Source organism: Pseudomonas sp. NPDC047961, assembly GCF_050272435.1.
Lineage (GTDB): Bacteria > Pseudomonadota > Gammaproteobacteria > Pseudomonadales > Pseudomonadaceae > Stutzerimonas.
In genome coordinates this window covers 659983-674546 of the sequence record NZ_JBNNMD010000003.1, presented here as the reverse complement: position 1 = coordinate 674546, position 14564 = coordinate 659983, and the positions used below count along the sequence as shown (strand labels likewise).

The window sequence follows — 14564 nt, the reverse complement described above, 5'->3', positions numbered from 1 at the left end:
ACCCTACAGAACCTACGAATCCAGCCGTAGGGTGGGCTTCAGCCCACCGCTGTAGCGGCCGGTCTTCGTCCCAGACGGGCTGGAGCGAAACGCCGTCCAGCCCGCCAATGGCCGATTGCTACGCCATTGGCGTTGTCGGCTTACTTCACCGCCTTGCCAAACAACCGCAGGCGGCTCACACCACCGTCCGGGAAGATGTTCAGGCGCACGTGGGTGATCGGACCGAGCTTGGCGATCTGCTCGCTGAACTCGTGTTCGGCGTGCATTTCCAGCTTCTGGCTCGGCAGCAGTTCACGCCAGAACAGGCTCTGGGTTTCGATCTGGCTGTCGGTGCCACCTTTGACGTACGCCGCCTGAATGCTGCAGCTGTCCGGGTAGTTACCCTTGAAGTGCAGGGTGTCGACGACGATGCGCTCGATTTCGCCGGGAGCGCCCAGCGCGACGATGACCCAGTCGTTGCCCGGCGTGCGGCGACGTGCGGTTTCCCAGCCGTCACCCATGTTGATGCCACGACCCGGGTTGAGGATGTTGCTCATGCGACCGAAATGCTCGTCGGAACAGGCCAGCGCGCGGCCGCCGTTGAGCGCCGAGGCCAGGTCGAGCTGCTCGTTGTCGCCAACGCTGCTCCAGTCGCGGTACGGAATGCCGTGCACGCGCAGACGGGCAACGCCGCCGTCCGGGTAGATGTTGAAGCGCAGGTGGCTGAACGGCTGGTCGACATTGATCTCGTGGTAGTGATGGCTGTTGCCCTGGAGCTCTACGGCAGACAGGATTTCAGTCCACTCGGTGTTGTCGTCCGGATCACCCTCAGCGAGATAGCAGGCTTCCAGCGACGTAGACGGCGGGAAGTTGCCGGTGAAGAAGCTGGTGTCGATGTCGACGCCCTTGATCGAGCCGGGTACGCCGAGGCGAATAACCGCATGGTCGTAGCCTTCGAAGCGCTTGCGGCGGGACTCCCAGCCGTCCATCCACTTGCCGTTATCATCGAAAACGCCCTCCTTCCATACGGCCGGCGTCGGCTGGAACAGCCGGTTGACGTCGGCGAACCAGTCGTCTGTGACGGAGATAGCCTTGGTGCCCAGGCGGGCGTCGGCCAGGTTGACGTATTTTTCGAAAGGTACGGCGTAGCTCTTCATACGTTGTTCTTCTCTTCGTGTCGTCTGATGGTGCTTGCTTACATCGTCTGCAGACGGAACAGAGCGATTTTGTTGATCTCAGCCAGGGCGCGGGCAAATTCCTGATCCTGCGAGTTGTGCATGCGCTCTTCGAACGCCGCCAGGATCTGGTGCCGGTTACTGCCTTTGACGGCCATGATGAAGATGAAGCCGAACTTGGCTTTATAGGCATCGTTCAGTTCGGTAAAGCGGGCGAACTCTTCCGGGGTGCATTCATGAATGCCGGCGCCGGCCTGTTCTGCGGTGCTTGAGGCGGTCAGCTCGCCGCGAACGGCAGCCTTGCCGGCAAGGTCCGGGTGAGCGTTGATCAGCGCCAATTGGGTGTCGGGATGGGCCGACAGCATGGCCTGGGACATCCGCTCGTGCATCACTTCGATGTTGTCCAGCGTCTCGTCCACGCCTGCCTGATAAACAGTGTCTGCAACCCAGGGCGAATGCTCGTAGACATCAGCGAAAGTCGAGATAAAGGTATCGCGGTCGAGTGTGGACGGCTTGATGGTCTTGAACGGGGTCATTAGCTGCGTTCCTGAGTAAGCGGATGAGTCGAGTGCCAGTGGCGGGCGATGTCGACACGGCGGGCAAACCACACCTGCTCGTGACCCTTGACGTACTCGATGAAGCGCTGCAGCGCGGCAAGACGTGCGGGACGGCCCAGCAAGCGGCAGTGCATGCCAATGGACAGCATCTTCGGCGCGCCTTCACAGCCTTCGGCATAGAGCACGTCGAACGCATCCTTCAGGTAATTGAAGAAGTCGTCACCGGTATTGAAGCCCTGCACCTGGGTGAAACGCATGTCGTTGGTGTCCAGCGTGTAGGGGATCACCAGATGTGGCTTGTTGGGCGTCGATTCCGGATCCCAGTAGGGCAGGTCGTCGTCATAAGTATCGGAGTCATAGAGGAAGCCGCCTTCCTCGCGCACCAGCCGGCGAGTATTCGGCCCGGTGCGGCCGGTGTACCAGCCCAGCGGACGCTCGCCAGTGATGTCGGTAAGGATGCGGATGGCTTCCTGCATGTGCTCGCGCTCTTGCGCCTCGTCCATGTACTGATAGTCGATCCAACGATATCCATGGCTGCAGATCTCGTGGCCGTCGGCAACCATGGCTTTGATCACGTCGGGGTGACGCTGCGCAGCCATTGCCACCGCGAAGATCGTCAACGGAATATCGAATGTGCGGAACAGCTTGAGCAGCCGCCACACGCCGGCACGGCTACCGTATTCGTAGAGGGATTCCATGCTCATGTTGCGCACGCCCTGCAATGGCTGGGCTGACACCATCTCGGACAGGAAGGCTTCGGATTCCTTGTCGCCATGCAAGACGCAACGCTCTCCGCCTTCCTCGTAGTTGAGCACGAAGGACAGGGCGATACGGGCCTTGCCTGGCCATTGCGGATTGGGTGGGTTCTCGGCATAGCCGATGAGATCGCGAGGGTAGTCTGCGCTCACTGTCGTTATTCCTTGTTTGATCCACGGGTCGCCGCTGTGAAGTACCGGCGACCATCATGGCTCAATTGTATACAAAACGTTTTGCGGTTTGGAAATCAAAAACCTGAAAATCTATTCGTCATGATCTGCGAACGGCGCCTCTTCTCCCATGGTTTGTCGCGCCGACCTGCGAGACAGGAACTTCCAGCTAATACCAGCCAGCAGGAAGCGAGCCAAAATGGCGATTTATAAACTGTGTACAATTTCCTTAAAAACTGTCTTTGTTTTTTTCGGCGGGATGCTATGCTCGATCCATCTCCACCATTCATCACTAAGAGGAGGCGGGCATTGGCGATTGATCGCTGGTGCTGGAATCTATGGGACGTTTGACTACTCATGTACTGGATGCTGCCCACGGTTGCCCAGGCAGCGACATCCGCATCGAACTCTATCGTGTCGAAGGCGAACGCCTCGAGCTGGTTACGACGAGTCAGACCAATAGCGATGGCCGTTGCGACTCGCCTCTGCTGGAAGGTGACGACTATCGTTCTGGCGTCTACCAATTGCAGTTCGCAGCCGGCGACTACTACCGCGGGCGCGGCGTCGCGCTGCCTGAGCCCGCCTTTCTGGACGTGGTGGTGCTGCGCTTCGGCATCAGCGCCGAGCAGGATCACTACCACGTGCCGCTGCTGATTTCGCCGTATAGCTACTCGACCTATCGAGGTAGCTGATGGCGCATGCCGCGTTTACAGCGACGCGGCGGTACTTCTCCCATGCGTGAAACCTTGACTCCCCTGAGTCCCCGACCCGCCTTGATGGCGGGTTTTTTTTGAAATGGGCGTTCGGTGGTGTCTGGTCGCTGTCGATCAGACAGGTAGGGTGGGCTTCAGCCCACCGAATCCGGTGCGTCAACGCCGGTGGGCTGAAGCCCACCCTACTGTTTTCTCGTAGGGCGCCTGGCAGCGGTGTGGGCGGCGCTGAACTTCAGCCAGCGCGACAGTGCTTGTCGGCACCGATTCATGGCGCAGGTGCTCGCGTGTAATGGACTCAGCGTCCTCACCGACTCACCAACGAAGCCGCCCCCGCGCCCCCAAACAGCGCAGCGCTGGTTCTGTTGAACCAAACTTGCCCCTTGCCCGTGCGCAGGTAACGCGCCGCCCCATGCGCGCCCAACCCGTAGGCCAGCTTGCAACAGAGATCCAGAACCGCCCAGGTCAGGATCATCACCAGCAACTGCGGCATGAAGGGCCGATCAGCAGTGAGAAACTGTGGCAGAAAGGCGGCGAAGAACAGGATGTCCTTGGGGTTGCTGGCGCCAAGCCCGAAGGCGCGCCAGAACAACTGGCGAAAGCGCGGGCTCACCTCGCTGGTTATCACGCTGGGGCCGCTGGCGGGGCGGCGTGATTCCCGCCAGCTCTGCCACGCCAGATAGAAGAGATAAAATGCGCCGATGATTTTCAGAGCGCTGAACACTTGCTCCGATGCCAGTAGCAGTGCGCCTAGCCCCAGCGCCGAAGCGCTGAGCAGGCAGATCGATGCACTGACCCCGCCGACAAACGCCGGCCAGGAACGTCGCAGTCCGTAGTTGAGGCTGTTGCTGATCATCAGCAGCGATAACGGGCCAGGGATCAGGATGACCACCAACGCCGCACTCGCGAACAACAACCAGGTTTCCAGACTCATTTCGGTGCTCCTCGATAAAAGTATGTTCAGCTATCTGACCCGACGCCGCGAAGCCCCCGAGGCTACGAAACGCCTCGACCGTAGGATGGTGTGGAGCGAAGCGATACCCATCAAACGCACCGCGTACCCATCCCAAACGTCAAAAGCCCCACCGCCGAAGCGATGGGGCTCTGAGCTCGCCTGGCTTACAGGAAGGCGAACTTGGCGATGAAGATTACACACAACACATACAGGCTGATCGAGACCTTGTCGCGCTGGCCTGTCAGCAGCTTGAGCGTCGCATAGGTCAGAAAGCCCAGCGCGATGCCGTTGGCGATGGAGAAGGTCAGCGGCATCATCACCACGGTGACGATGGCCGGGATGGTATCGGTATGGTCCTTCCAGTCGATGTGCGCCATGCCGCTCATCATCAGCATCGCCACATAGATCAGCGCGCCAGCCGTTGCGTAGGCAGGGATCATGCCGGCCAGCGGCGCGAAGAACATCGCGATCAGAAACAGGGCGCCGACGGTGACAGCCGTAAGGCCAGTGCGTCCACCCGCTGCAACGCCCGAAGCGCTTTCCACGTAGCTGGTCACTGGTGGGCAACCAACAAAGGCGCCCACGACGCTGGATGTGCTGTCGGCTTTCAGTGCGCGCGAGAGGTTCTGAATCTTGCCATCCTCGTCCACCAGATGCGCACGGTGCGCAACGCCCATCAGGGTGCCGGCAGTATCGAACATGTTCACGAAGAGGAACGCCAGGATCACGCTGACCATGGTCACGTTCAACGCACCGGCGATATCCATGGCGAGCCAGGTTGGGGCCAGGCTGGGCGGCATCGAGACCAGCCCGTTGTATTCGACCAGCCCCATCGCCCAGCCGATGCCGGTGACGGCCAGCATGCTCAGCAGGATCGCGCCGAACACGTTGCGGTGGCTGAGCACGGCGATCATTAGGAAGCACACCGCGGCGAGCAGGGCGGTGGGCTCGCCGAACGAACCCATGGTCAGCAAGGTAGCGGGACTGTCGACAACGATGCCGGCCGTCTTGAGGCCAATCAGCCCGAGAAACAACCCGACCCCGGCACCCATGGCGAAGCGCAGGCTCATCGGAATGCTGTTGAGCAACCACTCGCGCAGACGGGACAGGCTCATGATCATGAACAGGATGCCGGAAAGGAATACCGCCCCGAGGGCGATCTCCCAGCTATAGCCCATCTCGCCCACCACGGTATAAGTGAAAAACGCGTTGAGGCCCATGCCGGGGGCCAGGCCCACCGGCCAGTTCGCATACAGGCCCATCAACAGGCAGCCGAGCGCTGCACCGATACAGGTCGCGACAAAGGCTGCACCGTGGTCGATACCTGCGTCGGCCATGATGTTGGGATTGACGAAGATGATGTAGGCCATGGTGACGAAGGTCGTCAGGCCGGCGAGCATCTCTGTCTTGATAGTGGTTCGGTGAGCGCTGAGTTTGAAAAATCGGTCGAGCAAGCCGGGGTTTTCTGGCTGCAGGCCGAGGGCCGGCTGTTCCTGCTTGGTGGTTTCCACAAGGTGTTCCTCATCGTTCTTGTTGTCTATCACCCAGAGCAGCGCTCTCGAGGGCAGGTGATGGTGGGGCGCTTTCATTCGGTTTGTTGACCGAAAGGTCAGAAAGGCTTGACGCGATTATGCTTTTGTATACAAGAAATGCAACAGGCAATTCCCTAGCCGCCGCGTATTCCCTGATTCAGCTTGCGATGTGACAGGCGAAAGCGTGCGAATTAGCGCGGCTGCTTGAGTTATAGAAATATTCTTGGTGCACCGATTGTGCACAATAAAATGCGCTTTATTTGCTTGTTTTCGTATTGGCGTCTCCCAGCTGCGTTACGAAAGGCAGTAAAGTTCGAACCTGCCGACCCCTCCGACGCGAGTCACCATGAACGAACAGTTGCAGCCTTTGAAAAAGCCGACACGAAGCGGCAAGGCCCGTACCGGGACCCAGGACGACATCGTTTACGCTCATATCTTTGATGCAATCCTTGAACAGCGACTAGCGCCGGGCACCAAGCTCAGCGAAGAGGCGTTGGGCGAGATCTTCGGTGTAAGCCGCACCATCATTCGCCGTGCCCTGTCACGGCTCGCCCATGAAGGTGTAGTGCTGCTGCGGCCGAACCGCGGCGCGGTGGTTGCCAGCCCGAGTGTTGACGAAGCGCGGCAGATCTTCTTTGCCCGGCGCATGGTCGAGCGCGCCATTACCGAACTGGCTGTGCAGCACGCCAGCGCCGACCAGCTGAGCGAACTGCGGCAGATGGTGACCGATGAGCAGGATTGCTTTGCACGCGGTGATCGCGGCGCGGGGATTCGTCTGTCCGGCGAGTTTCACCTGAAGCTGGCCGAGGCCGCCAAGAACGCGCCGCTGGTGAGCTTCCAGCGCAGCTTGGTATCGCAAACCTCGCTGATCATCGCGCAGTACGAAAGCGGCAATCGCTCGCATTGCTCGTTTGACGAGCACAATGAATTGATCGACGCCATCGCCGCGCGCGACAGCGAAAAGGCGGTGCGCCTGATGATGCATCACATGGATCATATCGACAGCAAACTCAACCTCGATGAAGACAGCGCGTCGGATGATCTCCATGCGGTGTTTTCGCACCTGGCTCTGGCCAAGAAAAAGCCGCGTACCGCCCGCTAATTTTCCGTCCAGCTTCAAGCGGTGCTGGCTCGGTGCGTCTCTGACGCCGCAGCGGCAACTGGTCACCAGCCATGATGCATTCGGTTATCTGGGGCAGGCCTGGCAGCTGGAATTCATCGCACCGCAGGGGTTGTCCACCCATGACGAGCCTTCGGCTGCGGAAGTGGCGGCCTTTGATTCAGCAGATACACAGCGAAGGCGTGCGGGCCGTGTTCGTCGAGAAGATCCGGGACCGGCGGCTGATCCGCAGATAGCCCATGAGGCCGACGCCACGGTCGGCGGCACGCTGTATTCGGATGCACTGGCCAGTGAGGGGCCGGCCAGTACCTATCTCGGGATGTTCGAGCACAATCTGGACACCTTGATGGCCGCATTGAAGCCGTAGGGCGGATCAGGCTTCATCGATCCAAGCCTTCATCGAGCTCCGTGCGGTCTAGTGGTGGATGTAAAAGGCGACATCCACCCTACGCGCTGCATGCCAGTACAGGCATAGGGTGGACCGGCGGCGCTCCGTTGCCATGAAGTAGGGTGGGCTTTAGCCCACCAATCGTTTGCGGCCCCGTCGCGGTGGGCTGAAGCCCACCCTACAGTGGACGAAGCCCGCGGTGCGGTACGCGGTCTTCACTTGTGGGGCTGCGTAAGGTGGGCCGGGCGGCGCTCCGCTTTAGCCAACCTGTTTCGCGTGTCTCAATACTCGCGGCATCGAAACCTATTTGCACAGCGGTATTCGGCTTACGCTTTCCGGTGCACCGAAACCCCTGCCGCATAAGTTTCCTTCACCGCGCGGTCGTCGCCCAGAATCATCAGCGCAAAGAGTTTTTCCTGCAGCGTAGTCGCCTGGCTCAGGCGGTAGCTGATCAGCGGAGTGGCCTTGTAGTCCAGTACGACGAAGTCGGCGTCCTTGCCCGGTTGCAGGTTGCCGATCTTGTCGTCCAGATAAAGCGCCCGCGCGCCGCCGAGGGTCGCGAGGTACAGCGCCTTGAATGCATCCAGCTTCTGACCCTGCAGCTGCAGCACCTTGTAGGCCTCATTGAGGCTTTGCAGCTGCGAGAAGCTAGTGCCGCCGCCGACATCCGTACCCAGGCCCACCCGCACGCCGTAGCCTTCGACCTTTGCCAGATCGAACAAACCGCTGCCGAGGAAAAGGTTGGAGGTGGGACAAAAGGCGACTGCCGAACCGGTCTCGCCGAGGCGCTTGCATTCGTCATCGCACAGGTGGATGCCGTGAGCGAATACCGAGCGTGCGCCGATCAGGCCGTGGTGGTCGTAGACGTCCAGATACCCCTTACGCTCGGGGAACAGCTCCTTGACCCATTCCACCTCCTGCTTGTTCTCGGAGATATGCGTGTGCATGTACAGGCCCGGAAACTCGGCGAACAGCTTGCCGGCGAGGGTCAGTTGCTCCGGCGTGCTGGTCGGCGCGAAGCGCGGCGTCACGGCGTAATGCAGGCGACCCTTGCCGTGCCAGCGCTCGATCAACTCCTTGCTGTCGGCATAGCCTGATTCGGCGGTGTCGGTGAGGAAATCCGGCGCGTTGCGGTCCATCAAAACCTTACCGGCGATCATCCGCAGGTTGAGCTTTTCCGCCGCTTCGAAGAAGGCATCCACCGATTGCTTGTGCACCGTGCCGAACACCAGCGCCGTGGTGGTGCCGTTGCGCAGCAACTCGCCGAGGAAAAGATCGGCTTGCTCGCGTGCGTGGGCCATGTCGCTGAAGCGCCCTTCGTTCGGAAAGGTATAAGTTTCCAGCCAATCCAGCAGTTGTGCGCCATAAGAGCCGATGACGCCGACTTGTGGGTAGTGAATATGGGTATCGATGAAGCCTGGAGTGATCAGCGCGTCGAGGTACTCGACGACCTCAGTGCCGGCGGACAGAGTCGGCAGCAATTCGGCCGCATCACCCATTTGGACGATCTTACCGTCCTCGACGACCAGCAAGCCGTCTTCAAAATACTCATGGGACTGCTCGATGCCCACCTCGCGCGGATCGGCGAGACAGTGGAGCAGGGCGGCACGGTAGGCTTTGGCTTGGGACATGGTGGTTCTCAAAAATTCGTGGTGTATGTGTTCCGGCCCGGAATCAACGGGTAATTCCAAAGGCTTCGGTGCTATTCGTAGGAGCCAGCTTGCTGGCAATCCTGTCGCGTTGAGTTCATTCGTGAGCAATTGCGCTCTTACGCTACGAGCTGTGATGCCTTGGGCATCAACCCATTTGCGAACGCCGCGAGGCCGGAACCAGCATAGGCACGAGCTTTTTGCCATCCGCGGTTTTTTCACCGAAGTTGGCGTTGTAGATGGCGATCACCTCGCCGGCGATGGATATGGCGATCTCCACCGGCAGCTTGCCCTTCACTTCGGCAATACCCATCGGGCAGCGCATGCGCTGTACGGTTTCCGGCTGGAAGCCACGGTCGCGCAGGCGGTGCTCGAACTTGGCGCGCTTGCTCTTCGAGCCAATCAGCCCGTAGTAGGTGAAATCGTTGCGTTCGAGGATGGCCGTAGTCAGTTCCAGGTCGAGCTGATGGTTGTGGGTCATGACGATGAAGTAACTGCCGGCGGGCATGTTTTCCACCTCGTCGACCACGTCGTCATTGACGACCTTTTCCACCCCGGCAGGAATCTGGGCCGGAAATTCGCTTTCACGCGAATCGATCCAGCGCACCTTGCACGGCAGGCTGGCGAGCAATGGCACAAGGGCACGACCGACATGGCCGGCACCAAAGACGGCGATATGCGCTTGCGGCTGCCCCATGGGTTCGAACAGCAATACCGTGGCGCCGCCGCAGCACTGGCCGAGGCTGGCACCGAGGGAGAAGCGTTCGAGACGGGTGTCGCGGCTGCGGTTTTCCAGCATCTCACGGGCGATCTGCTGCGCCTTGTATTCCAGATGCCCGCCGCCGATGGTGTCGTACAGGCGCTCGCGGCTGACTACCATCTTCGAGCCGGCATTGCGCGGCGTCGAGCCGCGCTCCTCGATGATGGTCACCAGCACGCAGGGTTCGCCTTGGTGTTGCAGGTCGGCGAGCGCGTCGATCCAGGCCGTGTTGCTCATGTTTATGTCCCTCGTAGGGCGGGAGACCGCGAAATGTCTTCCACCAAAACGATCAAGTTATGTCGATGGTGGACAAGCAAAGCGTTGTCCACCCCACGTCAGGCCGGTGTAGCTCGTAGGGTGGGCTTCAGCCCACCATTGAGTTTCAGGCTGGCGTGGTTTCGGTTGCCGGAACGGCCGCAGCGGTCCGCTTGAACTTACGCATCTGCTCCACACCCCATAGCACTCGCTCTGGCGTCGCTGGTGCGTCGATCTTCGGTTGGGCCTTGTAGTCGGCCAGGCTGGCGACGGCATCCTTGATCGCACACCAGACCGAAATGCCGAGCATGAACGGCGGCTCGCCGACTGCCTTGGAGTGGAACACCGTGTCCTCGGGGTTCTTGCGGTTCTCCACCAGCTTGACCCGCAGATCCAGCGGCATGTCGGCAACGGCCGGTACCTTGTAGCTCGCCGGGCCGCTGGTCATCAGCTTGCCCTTGTCGTTCCAGACCAGCTCTTCCATGGTCAGCCAGCCCATGCCCTGGACGAAGCCGCCTTCGACCTGACCGATGTCGATGGCCGGATTCAGCGAGGCGCCCACGTCATGCAGGATGTCGCTGCGCAGCATCTTGTACTCGCCGGTCAGGGTGTCGACGATCACTTCCGAACAGGCCGCGCCGTAGGCGAAGTAGTAGAACGGCCGACCGCGCGCTAGGCTGCGGTCGTAGTAGATCTTCGGTGTGCGGTAGAAGCCGGTGGACGACAGCGAAACCTGCCCGAAATAGGCCTGCTGGATCAGCTCGTCGAAGGAGACGTACTGGTCACGGATGCGCACTTGGCCGTTCTTGAACTCGACGTCCTCTTCGGTAACCTTGAAATGCCGTGCGGCAAACTCGATCAGCCGCTGCTTGATGGTCTGCGCGGCATTTTGCGCTGCCTTGCCGTTCAGGTCGGTGCCGCTGGAGGCGGCGGTTGGCGAGGTATTCGGCACTTTGTCGGTGTTGGTGGCGGTGATCTGGATGCGATCCATGTCCACCTGGAACACCTCTGCCACCACTTGGGCAACCTTGGTATTCAAGCCCTGGCCCATCTCGGTGCCGCCGTGGTTCAGGTGGATGCTGCCATCGGTGTAGACGTGCACCAGCGCGCCGCCCTGGTTGAGGAAGCTGGCGGTGAAGCTGATGCCGAACTTCACCGGGGTCAGTGCTAGGCCTTTCTTCAGAATAGGGCTCTTGGCGTTGAACGCGCGGATTTCCTCGCGGCGGCGTGCATAGTCGCTGCTGGCTTCGAGTTCGGCGGTCATCTCTTCGAGCATGTTGTGCTCGACGGTCTGGTAGTAGGGCGTGACGTTGCGCTCGGTCTTGCCGTAGTAGTTGCGCTTGCGCACATCCAGCGGGTCCTTGCCCAGCTCGCGGGCCACCGCGTCCATGATCTCCTCGATGGCGACCATGCCTTGCGGGCCGCCGAAGCCGCGGTAGGCGGTGTTCGACGCCAGGTTGGTCTTGCAGCGATGGCCATTGATGGTGGCATCGCCCAGGTAGTAGGCGTTGTCGGAGTGGAACATGGCGCGGTCGACGATGGAGCCAGAGAGATCCGGCGAATAGCCACAGTTGCCAGCCAGGTCGATCTCGATGCCGTGCAGCAGGCCATCGTCATCGAAGCCGACGTCGTATTCGACGTAGAAGGGGTGGCGCTTGCCGGTCATGGTCATGTCTTCCATGCGTGGCAGACGCATCTTGGTCGGGCGGCCGGTGAGGTGCGCGATCACCGCGCACATGCACGCCGGGCCGGCTGCCTGGGTTTCCTTGCCGCCGAACCCGCCGCCCATACGACGCATGTCGATGACGATCTTGTTCATCGAGACGCCGAGCACTTCAGCGACCAGCTTCTGCACTTCGGTTGGGTTTTGCGTCGAGGTGTAGACGATCATGCCGCCGTCTTCGGTCGGCATCACCGAGGACACCTGGGTTTCCAAGTAGAAGTGTTCCTGCCCGCCGATGTGAAGGCTGCCTTGCAGTCGGCGCGGCGCGGTGGCCAGTGCCGCGCTGGAGTCGCCGCGCTTGTGGGTATGGCTGTCGAGCACGAAGTGCTTCTTGCGCAAGGCATCGACCACGTCGATCACCGGTTCCAGATCTTCGTATTCGATGATGGCGGCCATGGCCGCTTTACGTGCGGTTTCCAGGCTGTCGGCGGCGACTGCGATCACCGGCTGGCCGACGTATTCGACCTTGTCGTCAGCCAGTAGCGGATCACCTGGCATGACGGCGCCAATGTCCAACTGGCCAGGTACATCCTTGGCGGTGATGGCGATGGCGACACCCGGCACGTCGTAGCAGGGGCTGGTGTCGATACTGACGATACGGGCATGGGCGCGGTCGCTCATGCGGGCGTACACATGCAGCTGGTTGGGAAACTCCAGACGGTCATCGACATATACCGCTTCGCCGGTGACGTGCTTGGGCGCGCTGTCGTGCTTGACGCTGCGGCCAACGCCTGTGACCAGATCCTGGGTGAACAGGGCTGCGAGTTCTTCTTGGGTCTTGGTTGGCTTATGCATATGCGGTCACCCTTGTCTCGGCTTCCGGGCTCTGTTGCTCGAGGAAGCATTTGCGCAGCAGGTTTTGTGCAACTAGCAGGCGATATTCGCGGCTGGCGCGGAAATCGGTCAGCGGCGTGAAGTCTTTTTCCAGCGCTTCACAGGCCTGCTCGATGGTGTCGGCGTTGAACGGCGCGCCGATCAGTGCTCGTTCACAAGCAGCCGCGCGTTTCGGGATGGCGGCCATACCGCCGAAGGCGAGGCGGGCATCTTCGATGATTCCGTTCTGAAGCTTCAGATCGAACGCGGCGCAGACGGCGGAGATGTCGTCGTCCAGGCGCTTGGAGACCTTGTAGGCGCGGAACACCCGATTGGTCTGGGCACGCGGCACGATGATCTTTTCGATGAACTCGCCCTGTTCACGGGCGGTGACCTTGTAGTCGATGAAGTAGTCCTGCAGCAGCAGAGTGCGGCTGTTGCCACCCTTGCGCAGCACGACCTGCGCACCCAGCGCGATCAGTAGCGGTGGCGAGTCGCCGATGGGTGAGGCGTTGCCGATGTTGCCGCCCAGGGTGCCCTGATTGCGGATCTGCAGAGAGGCGAAGCGATGCAGCAACTCGCCGAAGTCCGGGTATTCGTTGGCCAGCGCTTCGTAGCAGTCGGTCAGCGGCGTGGCTGCACCGATCTCGATGCTGGTGTCTGTCACTTCGACCTTCTTCATCTCGGCGATATGCCCGACGTAGATCATCACCGGCAGTTCGCGGTGGAACTGGGTGACTTCCAGCGCCAGATCGGTGCCGCCAGCGAGCAGGCGGGCTTCGGGGTTGGCGCCGTAGATCTCCGCCAGGTCGCCTACCGTCAATGGCGACAGGCAGCGCTTGTCGCCGCTGTTCAGCTCGGCGGTTTCGCGCGGCTCGATGGCTTTGAGCTGGACGATGGTGTCGGCTTCACGGGCGTCGAACTGGTCCGGCTGCTTGCCGCAACACGCCTGCTCGGCAGCTTCGAGAATCGGACGGTAGCCGGTGCAACGGCAGAGGTTGCCTGCTAACGCTTCATGGGTGTCCGCCTTGTCGTAACCGTCCGCCGACTTCTGCAGGGCGAACAGGCTCATGACAAATCCGGGCGTGCAGAAACCGCACTGCGAGCCGTGGCAATCGACCATCGCCTGCTGAACGCTGTGTAGTTGGCCTTGATGCTTGAGGTCTTCCACGGTGATGAGTTGCTTGCCGTGCAGCGCAGAGACGAAGGTCAGACAGGAATTGAGCGTGCGGTAGCGCAGCTTTTCTCCGTCCAGCTCTCCGACTACGACGGTACAGGCACCGCAATCGCCGGATGCGCAACCTTCTTTGGTGCCGGGCTTGCCGCGGTGTTCACGCAGGTATTCCAGCACGGTGGTATTTGGATCGAGTGTCTGCTCACGGCGCAGTTCTCGATTGAGAAGAAACTGGATCAAGGCGGGCCTCCGGGGCATTTTTGTTCTGGGCTCTGGCGGTGGAAATTATCGTTATCTGACTTTTCGGTCAAGAAATTACTGACTCAAAAGTCAATGCGTCCGATGGACAGACCTTGGATGACCACATTCAACGCCAAATGGCAGGTTTGAATACGCCTTGAGTGTGGCTCGGGCAGACAGTTCTTGCTGCCTGGGGCGACAGGCGTGGAGTCGGCGAAGCGAGAATGGCTTTGTTGGGGGCGGGCTGGATGAGCCCGCTCCTACGCTTATGCCGCTTAGTCTGTCGGTCTCAAGCATTACCGCATCAGATGCAAAAAGCTGACCAGTTGGACAGTTACGGAAGCGGTTCAGCGACCTGGCGGCTTTCTAACCCTGCGCTTGGCTCCGCCGATCCGGAACGGTGCATGCGAAGCGGCGTTTGCTACGGCTTAGTGCGTCGGGGAGTCAAGCGTTAAGGGAACTTCGGTGAGCCTGGCCAAACCCTGAGCAGCGCCCATTTTGCTGTCTTGTCGTAGGCGCATTGCGGCTGTACAGGATGCTCTGACCACCTTGCGCGACGCCTGGCCAGCCGCAAGCAGTCAGCGGTTTGCATTGCGCTTGGTGCCGCG

Annotated in this window: 12 protein-coding genes; 3 read left to right on the top strand and 9 right to left on the bottom strand. The window is 60.6% G+C overall.

All coding sequences use genetic code 11. From position 1 onward, the window contains the following. Window positions 1-140: 140 nt before the first annotated feature. Genes alc through puuE form a run of 3 tightly spaced genes read right to left on the bottom strand, consistent with a single transcriptional unit; the run spans window position 141 to window position 2619 of the window. Entirely contained in the window at window positions 141-1136 is a 996-nt protein-coding gene (gene alc / locus ACQKIK_RS13915) for an allantoicase (protein WP_499136361.1), read from the bottom strand. A gap of 38 nt (window positions 1137-1174) precedes the next feature. Next, complete coding sequence (gene uraD, locus ACQKIK_RS13910) at window positions 1175-1690, bottom strand: 2-oxo-4-hydroxy-4-carboxy-5-ureidoimidazoline decarboxylase (RefSeq protein WP_127839906.1); 516 nt, start codon at window positions 1688-1690, stop codon at window positions 1175-1177. Beyond that, window positions 1690-2619: an allantoinase PuuE gene (gene puuE / locus ACQKIK_RS13905; RefSeq protein WP_499136360.1), complete on the bottom strand. Its 930-nt coding sequence runs from the start codon at window positions 2617-2619 to the stop codon at window positions 1690-1692. The genes uraD and puuE overlap by 1 nt, the downstream gene beginning before the upstream one ends. Before the next feature lie 356 nt (window positions 2620-2975). On the opposite strand from puuE, the gene uraH reads away from it, so the two are divergent. Then, the gene (gene uraH, locus ACQKIK_RS13900) at window positions 2976-3329 is read left to right on the top strand and encodes a hydroxyisourate hydrolase (protein ID WP_046162555.1); all 354 of its coding nucleotides are present in this window, start codon (window positions 2976-2978) and stop codon (window positions 3327-3329) included. A gap of 325 nt (window positions 3330-3654) precedes the next feature. Here the strand turns inward: uraH and ACQKIK_RS13895 are convergent, their stop codons facing one another. Both ACQKIK_RS13895 and ACQKIK_RS13890 read right to left on the bottom strand, forming a co-directional pair. After that, entirely contained in the window at window positions 3655-4281 is a 627-nt protein-coding gene (locus ACQKIK_RS13895) for a LysE family translocator (protein WP_499136359.1), read from the bottom strand. Window positions 4282-4466: 185 nt separating this feature from the next. Next, on the bottom strand, window positions 4467-5813 hold the full coding sequence (locus ACQKIK_RS13890) for an NCS2 family permease (RefSeq protein ID WP_064480431.1): 1347 nt from the start codon (window positions 5811-5813) through the stop codon (window positions 4467-4469). Window positions 5814-6180: 367 nt separating this feature from the next. Here ACQKIK_RS13890 and ACQKIK_RS13885 point away from each other — a divergent pair, with 367 nt between their 5' ends. Then, entirely contained in the window at window positions 6181-6936 is a 756-nt protein-coding gene (locus tag ACQKIK_RS13885; RefSeq protein WP_045425046.1) for a GntR family transcriptional regulator, read from the top strand. Continuing rightward, window positions 6881-7321 carry a metal ABC transporter solute-binding protein, Zn/Mn family gene (locus tag ACQKIK_RS13880; RefSeq protein WP_499136358.1) on the top strand — a complete coding sequence of 147 codons (441 nt, stop codon included), beginning with the start codon at window positions 6881-6883 and terminating at the stop codon, window positions 7319-7321. The genes ACQKIK_RS13885 and ACQKIK_RS13880 overlap by 56 nt, the downstream gene beginning before the upstream one ends. Before the next feature lie 347 nt (window positions 7322-7668). Here the strand turns inward: ACQKIK_RS13880 and guaD are convergent, their stop codons facing one another. From guaD to xdhA, 4 genes are all read right to left on the bottom strand, one after another. Next, window positions 7669-8973, bottom strand: coding sequence for a guanine deaminase (gene guaD, locus ACQKIK_RS13875; RefSeq protein ID WP_499136357.1), 1305 nt, complete (start codon window positions 8971-8973; stop codon window positions 7669-7671). Between the two features lie 166 nt (window positions 8974-9139). Next, window positions 9140-9988: a xanthine dehydrogenase accessory protein XdhC gene (gene xdhC, locus ACQKIK_RS13870; protein ID WP_499136356.1), complete on the bottom strand. Its 849-nt coding sequence runs from the start codon at window positions 9986-9988 to the stop codon at window positions 9140-9142. 145 nt (window positions 9989-10133) lie between these two features. Then, window positions 10134-12524 carry a xanthine dehydrogenase molybdopterin binding subunit gene (xdhB, locus tag ACQKIK_RS13865; protein ID WP_499136355.1) on the bottom strand — a complete coding sequence of 797 codons (2391 nt, stop codon included), beginning with the start codon at window positions 12522-12524 and terminating at the stop codon, window positions 10134-10136. Further along, window positions 12517-13956 (bottom strand): xanthine dehydrogenase small subunit, encoded by a 1440-nt coding sequence (xdhA, locus tag ACQKIK_RS13860; protein WP_499136354.1) that lies wholly within the window; start codon window positions 13954-13956, stop codon window positions 12517-12519. The genes xdhB and xdhA overlap by 8 nt, the downstream gene beginning before the upstream one ends. Between the last annotated feature and the right edge of the window lie 608 nt (window positions 13957-14564).